The organism is Streptosporangium sp. NPDC048886 (assembly GCF_055586905.1).
In genome coordinates this window covers 1-16,042 of the sequence record NZ_JBVJHH010000007.1, presented here as the reverse complement: position 1 = coordinate 16,042, position 16,042 = coordinate 1, and the positions used below count along the sequence as shown (strand labels likewise).

The window sequence follows — 16,042 nt, the reverse complement described above, 5'->3', positions numbered from 1 at the left end:
GGATCAGCCCCCGGAGAGCTTCAGCTTGTCGTTGACGCGCTTGTCGACCCCGGCGAGCCCGGCGTCGAGATCCTTGACCGAGCCCTTCTCCCACTGGTGCATGAACTCCTGGATCGCCTCCTGGTTGAAGGAGCTGTTGACGCTGGAGGGCACCGTGCTCGTCTTGGGGTGGCTGAAGATGTCGATGAAGGTCTGGAAGTTCGCGTCCTTCTTCAGGTCCGGAGACTCCAGCGAGGCCTTGGTGGTCGGCACGTTGCGCAGGGCGTTGGACAGGGTGACCAGGGCGGTGGTGTCGGTGGTCAGATATTTCACCAGCTCCCAGGCGGCCTGCGGGTTCTTGGCGCCCTTGGGCACGCCGATCACGGTGCCGGCGGTGAAGCCGCTGCCGTACAGCTCGGGCCTGTCGTCGGCGACGGGGAGCGGCGCGGTGCCGTAGTCGAGGCTCCCGGCCTCGTTGGCGATCATGGCGTTGCGCCACTCGCCGTCGAGCATCAAGGCGACCTTGCCCTTGTAGAACGGGTGGTCGGCCGACCACTCCTGGCCCAGGCTCTTGCGGAACTTGTCGAGCTTGTCGTAGCCGTACCAGTCGACGAGCTCCTTCTGCCAGCGCAGGAGCTGTTTCCAGGCCGGGTCGGAGCCGATCGCCGAGGTGCCGTCCGGGTTGTACCACTTGGCGCCGACCATCGGGGCCAGGTGCGAGGCGGTGTTCTCGTAGTACTCGAAGCTCGGGATGAAACCGGCGACCTTGATGGTCCCGTCCGCGTCGCGGACGGTGAGCTTCTTGGTGAGCTCGGTCAGCTCCGACAGCGTCTTGGGAGGCTGGCTGCCCTTCATCAGGGCCTTGTTGTAGTAGAGCCCGTAGGCGTCGGCCAGCAGCGGCATCACGCAGCGCCTGCCCTCGAACTCGGTGTAGGAACGCGAGGCCTCCGGCAGCACCGACAGGTCGATGCCGTCCTGCCGGATCACCGGGGTGAGGTCCTGGAACGTTCCGCTCTTGCACCACTGGGCCACGTTGTCGGTGGTGAAGGAGGAGGCGACGTCCGGGGCCTTCCCGCCGCGCACCGCCTGGGTGATCTGGTCGTCCTGGACTCCCTTGACCAGTTTGACGGTGATCTGCGGGAACTTCTGGCGGAACCCGGCGACGGCGTCCTCGAACGCCTTCACCTCGGCGGGCGCCGAGAATCCGTGCCACAGCTCAAGGGCGGTGGCGGGCAGGGACGCCGAGCCCGAGGGTTTGGGCTGGGTCCCGAGCGCGGGCGCGCTCTCCTTGCCCGCGGTGCAGGCGGTCAGGGCCGCGGCCGTGAGGGTGGCCGTGGCGAGTATGAGAAAGCGTCGGTGCACGACGGCTGCCTCCTTGCGTGTGGGGGGGATCACGAGAGGACGGGGGTTCGGGGACGGGGATCGGGCGGTCAGGAGGGGACGGTGGAGCCGAAGACCTCGTCGCGGGTGGCGGCGAGGGCGAGGTCGAGGGCCCCGGCCAGGACGGGGTTGCCCTCGACGGTCGACAGCAGCAGGGGCGGCCGGGGGATGGTGAGCGCGTGCAGCTCGTGCTCGACGAGCTCGCGCAGCGTCTCGCCGCCGGCCAGGAGGGTGCCGCCGGTCAGCACGATGATCTCGGGGTCGATGACCGAGGTGATCGAGGCCAGGCCGATCGCCAGCCGGGCGGCGATGTCGCGCAGCCCGGCGCGGGCGTCGTCGGCGCGCCTGCCGGTGGACTGCGAGGTCTGCACGGCGTTCCGCACGGCCTGCGCGGAGGTGGTGCCGCGCAGGCCGTAGGACCTGAGGATCTTGAGTACGGCGGGGCCTCCGGTGAGGGCCTGGTAGCCGTGGTTGGCGTAGCGCCCCGCCTCGCGGGCCGTGGGCGCGCCGGGGGTGGGCATGTAGCCGACCTCGCCGGCGCCGCCGGTGGCGCCCCGGTGCAGCCGGCCGCCCAGCACCAGTGCCGAGCCGAGCCCTTCGTCGGCCCAGAGCAGCACGAAGTCCTGGTGGCCCTGGGCCACGCCGTGCGCCTGCTCCGCCTGGGCGACGAGGTTGACGTTGTTCTCGACGGCGATCTGGAGGCCGAGCCCTCCGCTGAGGGTGGGCACCAGGTCGGGGATGTGCCAGCCGGGCATGTCCTTGCTGGTGGCGTAGCCCAGCCTGCCGGTGCCCGGGTCGAGCGCGCCCTGCACGCCGATGACCGCGCGCCGCAGGTCGGCGGGGGCGCCGGCGCCCTCCAGCGCGGCGCGCACCCGCTCCACCACGTCGCCGGAGGCGCGGCCGGGGGTGGGCAGCCGGTGCTCGCCGATCACGGTGCCGGTGATGTCGGCCACTCTGGCGTCGATGTGCGCGGGGGTGACGTCCAGCGCGGCGACGTGCGCGGCGGCCGGGTTGAGCCGGTAGACCTCGGCGGTGCGGCCGGGCAGCCCCTCGCGGATGCCGTCCAGGACGACCAGGCCCGCCTCCTGGAGCCGGGCGAGCAGCTGGGAGGCTGTGGGCTTGGACAGGCCGGTCAGGGCGCCGATCTCCGGACGGGTCAGCGCACCGCGCTCCAGCAGCGCGTGCAGGGCGGCGCGGTCGTTGATCGCGCGCAGCAGGCTGGGGGTGCCCGGCGTGGGCTGAGTCACAGGTCCTCCGTGTCCGCACATCCCGTGCGGTCCCCCGCACAGCGGAGTTAGGAAAGTTTCCTAACTCGAGGTGAATCTAAGGAGCCCATGCGAATCGCGTCAAGCGGAGGGGGTGCGCCGAAATCAACCTGTGATGGCGGGGGGAGGGGTGGATGTCTCGACGGACCTGCTAAGGTGATGGTTTGTCATAACCACAAGCCAATGGCCCGGAGTATCCCATTACTATCAACGATAATGGAGCGACGGCAACCCGTCAACTCGAGCTCGCCAAGGAGCAGGAATACGTCTCCGGCCTCTACGCGCGGCTCGACCTGCTGCGCGAGCGTACCCAGCGGCAGCTGGACGGGGTGCTGGCGCAGGGCGGCAGCGGCGGCACGCACCAGAACCGCTCCGAGCGCGACACGTTCGCCGGGATGTACGCCGAACGGCTGGGCCGCCTGTGGGCGGTCGAGAACGGCCTGTGCTTCGGGCGGCTCGACAACGCCGACCGCACCTCCCTCTACATCGGCCGCATCGGCATGGCCGACGACGAGCAGCGGCGGCTGCTGATCGACTGGCGGGCCCCGGTGGCCCAACCGTTCTACGGCGCCACCCCGGCCGCCTCCATGGGCGTCATCCGCCGCCGGCACCTGCAGACCAAGGGACGCAAGGTGATCGGGGTCGACGACGACCTGCTCGATCTCGACAGCCTCACCGACGACGCCGCGGCCACCCTCAACGGCGAGGCGGCGCTGCTGGCCTCCATCGCCGCCAAACGCACCGGGCGGATGCGCGACATCGTGGCCACCATCCAGTCCGAGCAGGACCGCATCATCCGCTCGGACCTGAGCGGCGTGCTGGTCGTGCAGGGCGGTCCGGGCACGGGCAAGACGGTGGTGGCCCTGCACCGGGCGGCCTATCTCCTCTACACCCACCGGGACAAGCTGGCCCGCCGGGGCGTGCTCATCCTCGGGCCCAACCTGACCTTCCTGCGCTACATCGAGCAGGTGCTGCCCTCCCTGGGCGAGACCGACGTGCTGCTGTCCACGGTCGCCGAGCTGTACCCGGGAGTCGTCGCCACGGTGAAGGAGGCGCCCGAGGTCGCCGCGCTCAAGGGCGACGGGCGGATGGCCGAGGTGGTGGCGCGGGCCGTACGCGAACGGCAGCGGGTGCCGCGCCAGCCGGTCGACATCCGCCTCGACCGCTACACCCTCAGACTCGACGGCCGCGTCCTGGAGGCCGCCCGCGCCCGGGCGCTCCGCTCCCGCAAGCCGCACAACGAGGCCCGCGGAGTCTTCGTCCGCCACCTGCTCAACGCGCTCGCCCGGCAGGCCGCCCGGCAGCTCGGCAAGGGCATGATCGACGATGACGAGCTGGCCGACCTCCGCGAGGACCTCCGCACGGAGCGTCCCGTCAAGGCCGCGCTGAACAGGCTGTGGCCCTACACCACCCCCCAGCAGCTCCTCATCGGGCTGTTCACCTCGGGCGAGCGGCTGGACTACGCCGCCGGCGACTTCAGCGCCGCCGAGCGCGAGCTGCTGCTGCGCGAGCCGCCGCGCCAGGGGGAGAACTGGTGGGCCGAGTCCGACGTGCCGCTGCTGGACGAGGCCGCCGAGCTGCTCGGCGACATCGACCCGGCGGTGCTGCGGGCCGGGGCGTGGATCGCCGAGGAGGAACAGGCCGCCCGGCGCGCCGCCGCCCTGGACGAGCGTCAGCACCAGCTCACCTACGCCAAGGAGGTGCTGGAGCTGACCGGGCTGTCCGACATCATGGACGCCGAGAAGTTCGCCGCCCGGCACCTGGGCGACGACGTTTACCTGACCACCGCCGAGCGCGCCGCCGCCGACCGTACCTGGGCCTTCGGCCACGTCATCGTCGACGAGGCGCAGGAGCTGTCGGCGATGGACTGGCGGATGGTGATGCGGCGCGTGCCGACCCGGTCGATGACGATCGTCGGCGACCTGGCGCAGACCGGCTCCTCGGCCGGCGCGCGCTCCTGGGGCCGGGTGCTCGACCCGTACGTGTCCGGGCGCTGGCGCGAGGAGCACCTCAGCGTCAACTACCGCACCCCGGCCGAGCTGATGGCCGTGGCCGCCGACGTGCTCACGCTGGTCGGCCCCGGTCTCGTCGCGCCCACCTCGGTCCGAGAGACGGGTACGGCCCCCTGGGCCGCCTCCCCGGTGGAGGCGCTGGCCGACGTCGTCAAGGCCGAGGTCGTCGAGGGCGGACGCCTGGTGGTGATCGTGCCCGAGTCCGGTGTGGCGGAGTTCGGCGAGATGGTGAGCCGGGCCGTCGACGGCGCGGTCGTGGGGCCGGGGTCGGCCGCCCTGGACGCCCCGGCGGCGGTCCTGACGGTCGCCCAGGCCAAGGGGCTGGAGTTCGACGGGGTCATCGTGGTGGAGCCGGAGCTGATCCTGCGGGAGTCGCCCCGCGGGGCGAGCGACCTTTACGTCGCGATGACCCGCGCGACACAGCGCCTTGGCGTCGTGCACACCGGCCCACTTCCCGAAGCGCTTGCTCGACTTGAGCGACATCCGATCACATGAGACCATTGACGGCTCTCGTCGATCATGTCCCAGCTGCGAAAACTTGATGTTTCCGCTGTTAGTGACACGGTTGACATCTGCGCTGGGGTCGGTAGTTTGCTGCCCAGTCCAGCACGGGACTGGCCGGTTGGCCGCCTTTCGACATCGTCGGTTCCTGCGCCCGTGACGGGGGTGACCCCGTCCACACAGCCAGGCGCAGGGCCGGCGTTCCGTCGAGGCGGGGCACCCCGACCGGGCGGGGGGTTGGACCCAGGAGGGGTCCGGGCACCCAGTAGACAACGGCAATCCGCGCTCGCCGCCGACGGGACGGAACCGGTCCGAAGGGTGGTCCGGGCCCTCTTCCCGCTCCCGTGCCGAGCGCCGCAAGCGTCGGGGTGATCCCCAGGGCATCCGTCCGCCCCTGGGGATCACCCCGTTGCCGCGTTCACGGCCCTGGTCCGCCGCCCTTTTTTGGGGTGTGCCGCGGTGAGCGGTACCGTTCGGGCTAGAGAGCCGGGTGCGTGAGCCGGGCCGGGAAGACCGGGCGTCACCGTCCGCACGACACCGCAAGGAGCCCCGCCCGTGGTGCAGGAGAAGACGGCCGCCCCGGCGTCCGGAGCGGCCGGACCACAGGGCCCCGACGGCCCGTCCGACGGGCCCCGGCCCGCAGGGGCCGCCGCGGCGCAGGGCCCGGACGGAGCCTCGCGCCGGGCGCTCCCGGTCCGGGCCGCGGGCGCGGTCGCCGGCGGCCTGCTGCTCTTCCTCGCCTTCCCGCCGCTCGGGCTGTGGTTCCTCGCGCCGTTCGGCCTGGCGCTCGCCGTGCTGTCGGTGCACGGCTCGCGCCCCCGCCGCGCCCTGTGGCTCGGCCTCCTCACCGGCCTGGCCCTCCTGCTGCCCGCCCTGCACTGGGTCAGCCCGATCGGGACGGACGCCTGGCTGGGCCTGGTGGCGCTGGAGAGCCTCTTCTACGCGGCCTGGGCCGCAGGCACCGCCCTGGCCGTCCGGCTGCCCCTGTGGCCGCTGTGGAGTGCCGCGCTGTGGGTGACGATGGAGTGGGCCCGGGGGCAGTTCCCGTTCGGCGGCTTCCCCTGGGCGCGGGTGGCCTTCAGCCAGGGGGAGTCGCCCTTCACCCCCTACGCGGCCCTCGGCGGGGCGCCGCTGGTGACCTTCGCGGTGGCCCTGTGCGGCGCCCTGACCGCGCTGCTGGCGCTCCGGCTCGCGGCCGCCCCCCGCCGGGGCCGGGCGGTCGCCCTGCCGCTCGCCGGGCTGCTGGCCGTGCCCGCCGCCGCCTACGCCGTCCCCCGCCCCGGCGACGAGGGCAGGACCGTCACCGTCGGCGTCATCCAGGGCAACGTCCCGGGCCGGGGCATGCACCCCCTCGGGGACGAGCCGGCCGTGGTCCTGGGCAACCACACCCGCATGCTCCACGAGATGGCACAGGCCGTACGGGAGGGGCGGACGCCCCGGCCGGACATCGTCGTGCTGCCGGAGAACTCCACCGACATCGACCCCTACCGCAGCGACTTCGCCCGCCGCGAGATCGACGCGGCGGTGAAGGACATCGGGGTGCCCGTCCTGGTCGGCGCCGTCGTGGGCGTCGGGCAGGACAACCGCGCCACGCGCAGCCTGGTGTGGGACCCGGTCACCGGCCCCGGCGCCTACTACGACAAGCAGCAGCTCGTCCCCTTCGGCGAATACACCCCGCTCAAGTCCCTCGTGCTGGCCCTGTTCGAGCGGGCGGGCCTGGTCGGCAAGCAGTCGGTGCCCGGCACCCGCGACGGCGACCTGAAGCTGGGCCCGGTGACGGTCGGCGCGATCAACTGCTACGAGGTGGCCTTCGACGGCGTCGTGGGCGACACCGCCCGGACGGGCGCCAGCCCCCTGGTGGTGCAGACCAACAACGCCACCTACGCGCTGACCAACCTGCCGGCCCAGCAGCTGGCCATGTCCCAACTGCGCGCCGTCGAACACAACCGCGCGGTGGTAACCTCCGCGATCACGGGTATATCCGCCTACGTGACCCCCGATGGCACGGTCGCCTGGCGCACCGGAGAGCTCGTCCCCGCGGCGAAGGTGCTGACCGTTCCGGTCAGAACCGCCGAAACGATCGCCACCCGTGTGGGGGCGCTGCCCGAATGGGCCTTGATACTTGTGAGTGCGGGCGCGTTGGCCGCCGCCTGGCGGCGGCGGCCCCGTAGCCTGGTGCACTCCGTGAACCAGGAAGGTGACCAGCAGGTGGGAGACGCGTGATGGAGCGGATGCTTGGCCGGGTGCTCGTCATCGTCCCGACGTACAACGAGCGGGAGAACCTGCCGATGATCGTCGGGCGGCTGCGCACCGTGCTGCCCGAGGCGCACCTGCTGGTCGCCGACGACAACAGCCCCGACGGCACCGGCGCGGTCGCCGACGCGCTGGCCGCCGAGGACGACCACGTCCACGTGCTGCACCGGCCGGGCAAGCAGGGCCTGGGCGCCGCCTACATCGCCGGCTTCCGCTGGGGGCTGGCCGAGGGCTTCGACGTCCTGGTGGAGATCGACGCCGACGGTTCCCACCAGCCCGAGGAGCTGCCCAAGCTGCTGGAGGCACTGGCCGACGGGGCCGACCTGGTGATCGGCTCCCGGTGGGTGCCCGGCGGCAAGGTGGTCAACTGGCCCGGCTCGCGGGAGTTCCTGTCGCGCGGCGCCAACATCTACACCCGGATGATGCTCGGCCTCCCGGTCCGTGACTCCACCGCGGGGTTCCGCGCCTACCGCGCCGCCACCCTGGAGAAGATCGGCCTCGACGACGTGGAGTCGCAGGGCTACTGCTTCCAGGTGGACCTGACCCTGCGCACGGTCCGCCACGGCCTGCGCGTCACCGAGGTGCCCATCATGTTCGTGGACCGCACCGTCGGGGCGAGCAAGATGAGCCGGGCCGTCGTGGGGGAGGCGCTGTGGCGGGTCACCCTGTGGGGCTTCTCCGGCCTCCCCGGACGCCTGCGCCGCCCGCCGCGCTGAAGCCGGACCGGCGCCGCCCGGGTGACGGCGGAACGCTACGGCGCTCCGGTGCGTTGTCACTTCCGTACGGCTGCCGTGTGAGTTGAGGGAAAAATGCGCTTTCTGCTGGTTCTCGCCTTTCTGGCGGTCCCGGTCCTGGAGATCCTGGTGTCCGTCCGGATCGGCCAGGCCATCGGCGTGTGGCCCGCGGTCGCCCTGCTGGCCGCCGGGGCACTCCTCGGTTCCTGGATCGTCCGCCGGGAGGGGCGCAAGGCCTGGCGCAAGCTCCAGGAGGCGATGCAGACCGGCCGGATGCCCGAGCCGGGGGCGCCCGGCGGCGCCATGACCGTCGCCGGCGGGGTGCTGCTGGCGATCCCGGGCTTCCTCACCGACATCGTCGGCCTGCTGTTCCTCCTGCCGTTCACCCAGCCGCTGGTGCGCGCGCTCGGCGCCCGGTTCCTCGCCCGCCGGATCCGCACCCTCGCCGAGCGGACGGCGGGCCCCGGCCTCGGCACGCCGTTCGGCGGCGTGGACTCGCCCTTCGGCGGGGTGCCCGGCCAGCGGGACGCTTCCGGCCCGGTCATCCACGGCGAGGTCATCCGGGACGAGCCGGGCGGCTCCGCCGGTCACGACTCCGGTCGAGGCATCACCGGCCGCTGAGCCCCGCAGGTAACGGCTCCGGCGGCGTCACCGGCCGCTGAGGTCGGCCAGGCGGCGGAGCGAGAGCCGTAGCAGCGCCGCGCTCAGCGGCCGGACCAGCGGCCAGCCGAGCCGCCCGGCCGGGCCGTACGGCAGGTCGAGCTCCTCCTCCCAGACGATCGTGCTGCCACCGCCCTCGCGGGGCAGCACGCGGAAGACCCCGGTGCCGCGCACCAGCCGCCCGGTGTGCCGGACCGCCACCGCCGTGGGCGGATCCCACTCGGTGATCTCCATGGTGTCGAGGAACCCGACGGGGCCCAGCCCGCTGAAGGCGGCCAGCCGGCTCCCCACGCTCCGGCCGTCGCCGGCGGCGACGCGCGCGCGGGTCAGGACCATCCACTCGCCGTGGCGCGGCCAATCGGTCAGCACGGAGAACACCCGTTCCGGCGCTGCGGCCGCCTCCACCGAGACGCTGATGCGGGAGTGAGTCACCTTCCGATCCTTCCGCGCAGCCGCCACCGCCGAAACCCCGGCCCGTCTCCTGGGCGGGGCGGACTCCGGGGAGAACCTCCGGCTGCCGGCCGGGATCACCCCGCCCGGCCCGGGGCGGCCCGCGGCGGGGCCCGTTGACCGCGCTGCCTACCGGGGTCCCCGTAGTACTCGCCGAGAATCGGGCGGATATGGCTGGGTAGGCTTCTGAGCTGGGAATCTGTGGGTCTGGCGGGAGGTCGTTCTTGGCGACGCAGGCGTTCGCGGACGAGGAGCTGGAGCGCCTGCGGGGGTTCCCGGAGATTGGCAGGGACGAGCTAGCGAGGTTGTTCACCCTGACTCCGGCGGATGTCGCGTTCGTCGATCCCGGTCGGGGCCGTGGTCCGGCGGACCGGCTCGGCTTGGCCGTGGTGTTATGCACGTTGCCGTGGCTGGGGTTCGTGCCGGACAAGGCGCTTTCGGCCCCGCCGGTGGCGGTGGCCAGGCTGGCCGAGCAGTTCGGCGTCGACCCGGCCGGGCTGCGCTCGTACGGGCGGCGGGCGAAGACGCGGACCGAGCGTTTGCGGCTGGTGGCGAAGTATCTGGGGTGGCGGCTGCCGACCACGCTGGAGCTCAAGGAACTAGACGAGTTCCTGCTCGCCAGGGCGATGGAGCACGACTCGCCGACCCTGCTGTTCCGGCTCGGGTGCGAGTACCTGATCTCGGCACGCGTGATCCGTCCGGGACCGGTGACCGTGGTCGAGCGGGTCGCCCACGCCCGCGCCGAGGCGCAGCGGGAGACGTTCGACCGGCGGGCGCACGAGTTCACCGAGGCACGGTGCGCCGCGCTGGACGGGCTGCTGATCACCGATCCGGAGATCCGCATGACCCGTCTGCGGTGGCTGGCCACCGGCCCGGTGGAGGCGTCCCCGGCCGCGGTGATGGCCGAGGTCGCCAAGCTGGAGTTCCTGCGCTCGTTGGGCGCGGACAGTCTGGACCTGTCGGCGCTGCCTGCCGAGCGGCGCAGGTTCCTGGCCACGGTCGGCCGGCGGTTGACCGCGCAGGCGCTGGAACGCCGCGACCGCAGCGCCGGTACCCGATCCTGCTGACGCTGCTGGCGCAGTCGGCGACCGACGTGCTCGACGAGGTTGTGCAGCTGTTCGACCAGGCGATCTCCGCGCGGGAGAGCAAGGCCGAACGCAAGATGCGCGACGCGCTGGCCGAACGGGGCAAAGCCGGAGAAGACCGGCGGGCGCTGCTGGATGATCTGCTGGCCATCATCACCGACCCGCAGATCAGCGACGGGCAGATCGGCGGCCTGATCCGAGGTGAACGGATCGGCCGGCCTCGTCTGCGGTCGGCGGTGACGCAGGCCGCGCCACGGTTGCCGCGTGATCACGGGCACCTCGCCGCGCTGGACGGGTCGTATGGGTATCCGCGGCAAGGTCGTCACCGTCGTCTTGGAGGAGACCCGATTCCGGGTGTTGTTCGAGGGCGAGGAGCTGCCGGTGCATCCGCGCACGATCATCAAGGAGGTCAACCGGCTGCGGGCGAGCGGCCATATCGACTACAGGATCTAGGCCTGGTGGAAAGCATCAGCCGAGACTGATCCGTCAATCATCAACTGAAGGTTTACACACGTTGGCCACCGTGCCCTCTAGGCACTAGAGCCCAGCTCAGACGGCCGATGGACCTCTAGGGTGCCCTCTAGGTCTAGAGGGCACCCTAGGGTCTGTCCGGCGGATCATTCCGGGCACGACCGCTACGGCTGCGCTGCCGTGGGCCGCAGCGGTCACGCGAACGATGGCCACCGGTTGGCAGCCCACTCCCGCCAGCCCGCCCAGCCGGGCGGCGGGCCGGCGGCCCCGCGGCCCTCCAGCTTCGCCGCGTCGGGCTCCTCGAAGTGCGCCCGCCCGTGCAGGATGTCGGCCTCGGACATTGGCAACGTTTCCTCGGGGGTGGTCGCCCAGCGATGGGCGATACGGGCGCGTTGGGTCGCGTGGTCTACCGGCAGGTAGACCATGCGGAAGCACGCGTCCTCGGCCTCCACCAGCCAGCGGATCGCAGACCGTTCGTCCCGTGACCAGCAGCCGTAGTCCACGACGACGTTGGTGCTCAGCTTGACCGCCTCCAAGGCGAGCCAGAGCATGCGTCCTTCCAGCACGTCGCGCTTCCCGTCCGCCTCCGCCTCGCCGAACAGGGGAATCATCCAGTCGTCGGGCGTCAGGCGCAGCGCGCCGTGCTCCGCAGCGAGCTGCCGAGCCCTCGTGGTCTTTCCGGCCCCTGGCAGGCCGACCATCAGGAACAACGTGGTCACACCCAGATCGTGGCAGGGAAGCCAATCAGACGACCACCGCTTTATCTGCCCGACCACGGACTGAGCCACAGACGGATGGAGGCCACGGTGACGGTGCCGTGGAAGACGTAGGCGCGCTTGTCGTAGCGCGTGGCCACGGCGCGGGAGCGCTTGAGCCGGTTGATCGTGCGCTCGACCTCGTTCCGGCGCCTGTACTTCTCCTTGTCGAAGCCCGCGGCAGGATCGCTCCCCTCTATCGCTAGGAATCGGTGGCGGGGAGACCCGTACACGGCTTGAATCCGGCAGCGATTCCCGCTGGGGCGTGTGCCCGGTAACGATCGAGGAACCGGCCCGCGCGGACGAGTCGAGATCGGCTCATATGGGGGCATGCGCCTGCCCGTACGGCTCCGCCGTCGTCGCCTCGCCTCAGCGTCTGCCCGGGAAACACTGCTGGCGTTGCCTGAACCGCGGCCGGCGTGGCGACCTGCTCACTCAAGACCTCTGAATGTAGTACCGGTCGGCCGCGATGTTCACTTTTTGCCCACACCCGACTTCCATCCGCTCGTGATAACGGCTGGCGGCTGGCATCTGCCGTCGGCGTAACAAATGTATGTGTAGACCCGGGTACGGTGCTTATATTTGGTGGGTGCGAAGGTGAGCTTGTATTTACCGCCCTTGAGGCAGGTGCGATACTGGTCGTACTTGACGACGGTGTCCTGGCCGCTGGTCAGGGACTTGAGTTGACCATCGCTGCTCTTGCTCGCATTAATGACGTACCACTTCGAGTTGATTTTCCCCGGACTCCGGGTATACGAGCCGATCTTTCTGCTTGTGCCCGCCCTGCCTTCACATGGACCGACCTGGGGTTTGGTGGACCAACTGAGATAGGCCCCGATCTCGTCGGCGGCCGCGGGCAAGCCTACAAAGATGGGGATTCCGAGGGCAATCGCCACCGCGACGCCGGCCGACCTGGTGAATGGTCTCATTGTTCTCTCCTTTTTCATCGAGCGACCGCGCGCCGCCATGAGTGGCCAACATGGCGGAGGCACGGGCCGTTTCGGCCGATGCCAGTCCACAACGCGATGGCATCCTTGGTCCAGGTGTTTCTGTCTGAGCAGGAACACGCAGTTCACAGCCGTGGAAGACACGCTTGTGATCACCGGGGCCATACGCTGTCTCGGACACGTGCCAGACCCATCCCGAGCGTCACACCAGTCCTGCGGTGCCCTCATATCAGAACAGGTCATCCCTGAAGGAGTGGGGTTCGTTGGATTTTCCGCGATTGCTACCGGGACCCCATGCAGGAGGGGGGCGGCAGTCGATCGCCCGACCATGGTCGGTGGGATCCATCGCCAGCGATCGTCACGGTTTCACCTGACCGGTATCACCCCGTTCCCAGGACAGCGGACAGGGGAGCGGGGAAGCTCCGGTCATGGAGACATCACACGAGGGCTTTCCGCTTCTGGTCGTCTCCGAGGGCATCGAGCACACCGAGGACGGGCGCATCCTGGTCGACGGCGTCGAGCTGACGCCAGGCCGCCACCGGGTACGGCTCACCGACGACGTCGACGGACCGGAGACGGTGCTGACTGTGCCGGATCCGACCATGGACGATGTTCTATTCGGGATGCTCGACGACTTTCGCTGAGCGCTGTGGGTGGTGCGGGCCGGGGCCGGCCGCCAGGGCCGCATGCCCAGCCCGCGAACGCCCGGCGGCGCGTCAGCGCCGGGCGGACGCGTGGCGCCTTGATGGATCTCTTATCTGGCCGACGTGTCTCAGTAGAGGACGCTTGGCAGGTAGGCGCCCTGGGGTGGGGTATACAGGCCAATGGTCATCAAAGTCATCAGATACACGACCCGCAGATCCCGTTCCAGACACCACCGGAACAGCTCGGCGTTCGTGATGGGCACAAGGATGCCGGGACCGCCGAAGGCATCGGCAGCCATGATCAGCGCTTTGAGATCCTCGTTGCCCTCCCCCACGGCATGGGCGAAAAACGCCAGGTCAGTGGCGTAGCCGCTGATCCGTCCGTCGTGCTCGACCACCAGCGCGGTACCTTGCGTGAGCGCGTCGCTCACCTCACCAGCCCGATCATGCCCATGGACGCGCCGGCAGACGGTAGTGCACGCCTGCGCATCGGCGGCCGTGGCACGCCGTACCCGATAGCCGGGAATCTCACCTTTCGGGGGAGCGCCCTGCATGCAGGCGAGCAGGTCGCGGACCTGGAAGCCGAGCTTGGCGTACAACGACAGCGAACGGTTGTGGTAGGCGGCCTGCAGCAGACGGATTCCCGGGGTGCCATGGTCTACGGCACGCTGAATCACGTATTGCATCAGGGCTCGGCCCACCCCGTGGTTCTGGACGGCGGGATCCACGGTGACCGGGCCGACGCCGGGAATCGTCGAACGTTCATCCAGGAAGTTGCTGCCCACGACGTCGCCGTTCATCTCGGCCACCACTGAGTGGAAGCCGGGGTGGCCGAGCAGCGTCGACAGCAGCCCGGCCGCTACCTCAGGGGCAGGGAAGTCCGGAGGGAAATTGTGCTCGCCGGCGAGCGTGCTGAAGGCCTCGTAACATATGCGTCCGCAGGTCTCGGCGTCCTCGGGCGTGCCCGGCCGCAGTTTGAGGTCCATAACTCCCCCTCTGGGTTGAGAGCCTTGATCCAGTCTTGAACTGGTGACAGCGGCAGGGGAAGGAGCCGGATGAGGATTCCGCCAAGTCATTCCTTCCCTTGACCGGATTTTCGGTCGGCGGACATACAAGAGAGTGCCTGGTCCATCTGCTCCCGGCCCTCATCGTCGAGGCCTGGATTCTTTCGGCAACCGCTCGCGGGGTGTGGGCGGCGCGGATCGGGACCGGCCGAAGAGCCGCAGCCCGGCCTGCGAACGCCAGCGGCCCGATCCCCGGAGGGGAGCGGGCCGCCTTGAACCAAGGCCGCGTAGTTAAGGTCGTGGGACCTGTGTCAAGGCAGGGTGTAGATGCCATGGCCGGTCTTGCGGATCAGACCTTGGCGTGCCCATTGGGCCATCTGCACGCAGAAACTGTGTAGGTCCGGGACGCCGAGTAGCTGTCCGACCTCGCGCGCGTGCCAGGAGCGGCCGAGCTGAGTCTGCATGAGGGCGAGGACGTGTTGTTTGCGTCCGATGCGGGCTCGGGCGGCGGGCTTGTCCCGGCGGGCGGCTGGGGTGGGCCGGGTGGTATCGGCCAGGTGGCGGTCCAATGCCCACGATCGCAGGGGGCGTGGCTGTACGGCAGGTGGTGCGGTGCGTCCATGGTGGATCAGGAAGCACAGGCTGGTGATGGTCACGCTGCCTGGTGGCCGGTCGTCGGTGCGATGGGTGTGGTAGCGGGAGATCGGGGACTTGACCTTGCGAATGCTGAGGCGCCGGCGGCGCGCGGGCAGCAGGCCGGCCAGGACCGCCCGGCCGATACCGCCCAGCAGATCGACAGCGCCGTCATCGGTATCGGGCAGGATCCGGTGGGCGGTGATGACCTGCTCGCGGGCCCGTTGCAGGGCGGTGGTGAAGCAGGCCCGATCGGGGTCGGTGCCCGGACACGTCTCCACGGCGTCGGTCATGGCCCGGCGCAGGACTTGGTAAAGGGTGAGCGCGGCCCACATCTCCTGTTCGATGCCGGCCGGGTCGCCCGAGCGCAGCACGGCGCCGGTCATCAGGGTGTGGCGCAGTGCCAGATAGGCCGATTCGATCTCCCAGCGCTCGTGGTAGAGCTGTATCAGTTGCTCGGCCGGATCGGTGCGGTGGTCGGTCAGGGTGGTGACCAGCCGGTAGCGGCCCTGGACGCGGCGGCCGTCGGCCAAGGTCACGATCACGTCGGCGTCGATGATACGGACCTTCAGACCGGCCAGAACGGACAGAAACGAGCCATCGGATAGCTGAGCCAGCACCGGTGGGCGGCGACTGGTGCGGATACGGACCAGCAGTTGGGCGCCGGTGGCGGTGACCTCCCTGAGGAAGGCGTCGGCGTCGAAGGCGCGGTCGGCCAGCACGAGCATGTCGGAGCGCAGATGCTGTAGCAGGCGCAGCGCGTAGGTGCTCTCGCCTGCGGCAGGAGCGCCGAAGGTGGCGCCGATCAGGGCGCGGGTGCCGGTCTCGACCAGCGTCATGAGCATCAGCATCGGATAGCCCGCCCAGGCTTGGCGGTAGCAGGCGCGGCCGTAGTGGTCGCGGTTGCGGGTCGTGTCGGGGACCTTCAGGGAGCTGCAGCCGTCGAAGGCGACGGTGCGCCAGCGGCGGTAGCACACGCCCGGGGTGTGCGGCTGAGCTATGGGTCCGGCCAGCACCTCGAACAACGCCTTCAGCGGGGCTGATCCTATGCGGCGGCGCAGATCACGCAGCGCCTTGTCGGACGGGGTGGGCACGGCAAGGCCGTGCAGGCCGGCGACCAGTTTGTCCCATACCCGCAGGTAGCCCATGCGCGGGAATAGGCCGAGCGCAAGCGTGAAGTACACCCCGACCCGTGAGGGTAGATCCCGCAGCCTGCGCTGCACGGTTCTGGTGTCGGCGAGGACCGCGTCGACCAACTCGAAGGGGACA

Annotated in this window: 14 protein-coding genes and 1 pseudogene; 7 read left to right on the top strand and 8 right to left on the bottom strand. The window is 70.5% G+C overall.

The features are described from left to right. Nucleotides 1–3: 3 nt before the first annotated feature. Entirely contained in the window at nucleotides 4–1,341 is a 1,338-nt protein-coding gene (locus tag ACZ6R6_RS10145; protein ID WP_470091926.1) for an extracellular solute-binding protein, read from the bottom strand. 68 nt (nucleotides 1,342–1,409) lie between these two features. Beyond that, entirely contained in the window at nucleotides 1,410–2,606 is a 1,197-nt protein-coding gene (locus ACZ6R6_RS10140; protein ID WP_470091924.1) for an ROK family transcriptional regulator, read from the bottom strand. Between the two features lie 224 nt (nucleotides 2,607–2,830). On the opposite strand from ACZ6R6_RS10140, the gene ACZ6R6_RS10135 reads away from it, so the two are divergent. The 4 genes from ACZ6R6_RS10135 to ACZ6R6_RS10120 all read left to right on the top strand — a co-directional run bounded on the left by ACZ6R6_RS10135 (nucleotide 2,831) and on the right by ACZ6R6_RS10120 (nucleotide 8,745). Continuing rightward, a complete protein-coding gene (locus ACZ6R6_RS10135; RefSeq protein WP_470092343.1) occupies nucleotides 2,831–5,131 on the top strand; it encodes a HelD family protein in 2,301 nt (766 codons plus the stop codon). Between the two features lie 561 nt (nucleotides 5,132–5,692). Then, a complete protein-coding gene (gene lnt, locus ACZ6R6_RS10130; protein WP_470091922.1) occupies nucleotides 5,693–7,360 on the top strand; it encodes an apolipoprotein N-acyltransferase in 1,668 nt (555 codons plus the stop codon). Next, nucleotides 7,360–8,106, top strand: a complete 747-nt coding sequence (locus ACZ6R6_RS10125) for a polyprenol monophosphomannose synthase (protein WP_470091920.1) — start codon at nucleotides 7,360–7,362, stop codon at nucleotides 8,104–8,106. The genes lnt and ACZ6R6_RS10125 overlap by 1 nt, the downstream gene beginning before the upstream one ends. Nucleotides 8,107–8,199: 93 nt before the next feature. After that, nucleotides 8,200–8,745, top strand: coding sequence for an FxsA family protein (locus tag ACZ6R6_RS10120; protein ID WP_470091918.1), 546 nt, complete (start codon nucleotides 8,200–8,202; stop codon nucleotides 8,743–8,745). A 27-nt stretch (nucleotides 8,746–8,772) separates the two neighbouring features. Here ACZ6R6_RS10120 and ACZ6R6_RS10115 read toward each other — a convergent pair whose 3' ends face one another. Continuing rightward, entirely contained in the window at nucleotides 8,773–9,216 is a 444-nt protein-coding gene (locus tag ACZ6R6_RS10115) for an SRPBCC family protein (protein WP_470091916.1), read from the bottom strand. 242 nt (nucleotides 9,217–9,458) lie between these two features. Between ACZ6R6_RS10115 and ACZ6R6_RS10110 the strand changes: the two genes are divergently transcribed. Beyond that, nucleotides 9,459–10,301 carry a DUF4158 domain-containing protein gene (locus ACZ6R6_RS10110; RefSeq protein ID WP_470091914.1) on the top strand — a complete coding sequence of 281 codons (843 nt, stop codon included), beginning with the start codon at nucleotides 9,459–9,461 and terminating at the stop codon, nucleotides 10,299–10,301. Between the two features lie 26 nt (nucleotides 10,302–10,327). Further along, nucleotides 10,328–10,801, top strand: coding sequence for a hypothetical protein (locus tag ACZ6R6_RS10105; protein ID WP_470091912.1), 474 nt, complete (start codon nucleotides 10,328–10,330; stop codon nucleotides 10,799–10,801). 183 nt (nucleotides 10,802–10,984) lie between these two features. Here the strand turns inward: ACZ6R6_RS10105 and ACZ6R6_RS10100 are convergent, their stop codons facing one another. From ACZ6R6_RS10100 to ACZ6R6_RS10090, 3 genes and pseudogenes are all read right to left on the bottom strand, one after another. Then, nucleotides 10,985–11,509, bottom strand: a complete 525-nt coding sequence (locus ACZ6R6_RS10100; RefSeq protein ID WP_470091910.1) for a P-loop nucleotide/nucleoside kinase family protein — start codon at nucleotides 11,507–11,509, stop codon at nucleotides 10,985–10,987. A gap of 41 nt (nucleotides 11,510–11,550) precedes the next feature. Next, a pseudogene (locus ACZ6R6_RS10095) lies at nucleotides 11,551–11,742 on the bottom strand (hypothetical protein); the annotation flags it as partial. Nucleotides 11,743–12,018: 276 nt separating this feature from the next. Further along, a complete protein-coding gene (locus tag ACZ6R6_RS10090) occupies nucleotides 12,019–12,474 on the bottom strand; it encodes a hypothetical protein (RefSeq protein ID WP_470091908.1) in 456 nt (151 codons plus the stop codon). A gap of 446 nt (nucleotides 12,475–12,920) precedes the next feature. On the opposite strand from ACZ6R6_RS10090, the gene ACZ6R6_RS10085 reads away from it, so the two are divergent. Beyond that, complete coding sequence (locus ACZ6R6_RS10085) at nucleotides 12,921–13,136, top strand: hypothetical protein (RefSeq protein ID WP_470091906.1); 216 nt, start codon at nucleotides 12,921–12,923, stop codon at nucleotides 13,134–13,136. Nucleotides 13,137–13,264: 128 nt separating this feature from the next. On the opposite strand, the gene ACZ6R6_RS10080 is transcribed toward ACZ6R6_RS10085, so the two are convergent. Together ACZ6R6_RS10080 and ACZ6R6_RS10075 are read right to left on the bottom strand one after the other, a co-directional pair. Continuing rightward, nucleotides 13,265–14,122, bottom strand: a complete 858-nt coding sequence (locus ACZ6R6_RS10080; RefSeq protein WP_470091904.1) for a GNAT family N-acetyltransferase — start codon at nucleotides 14,120–14,122, stop codon at nucleotides 13,265–13,267. Between the two features lie 329 nt (nucleotides 14,123–14,451). After that, nucleotides 14,452–16,042 (bottom strand): IS4 family transposase (locus tag ACZ6R6_RS10075; protein ID WP_470091902.1); only part of this gene is annotated, 1,591 nt, incomplete at its 5' end.

Coding starts and splice junctions, on each gene's coding strand:
- ACZ6R6_RS10125 (WP_470091920.1), top strand. CDS start 7,360: ATGGAGCGGATGCTTGGCCGGGTGCTCGTCATCGTCCCGACGTACAAC.
- ACZ6R6_RS10120 (WP_470091918.1), top strand. CDS start 8,200: ATGCGCTTTCTGCTGGTTCTCGCCTTTCTGGCGGTCCCGGTCCTGGAG.
- ACZ6R6_RS10090 (WP_470091908.1), bottom strand. CDS start 12,474: ATGAGACCATTCACCAGGTCGGCCGGCGTCGCGGTGGCGATTGCCCTC.
- ACZ6R6_RS10085 (WP_470091906.1), top strand. CDS start 12,921: ATGGAGACATCACACGAGGGCTTTCCGCTTCTGGTCGTCTCCGAGGGC.
- ACZ6R6_RS10080 (WP_470091904.1), bottom strand. CDS start 14,122: ATGGACCTCAAACTGCGGCCGGGCACGCCCGAGGACGCCGAGACCTGC.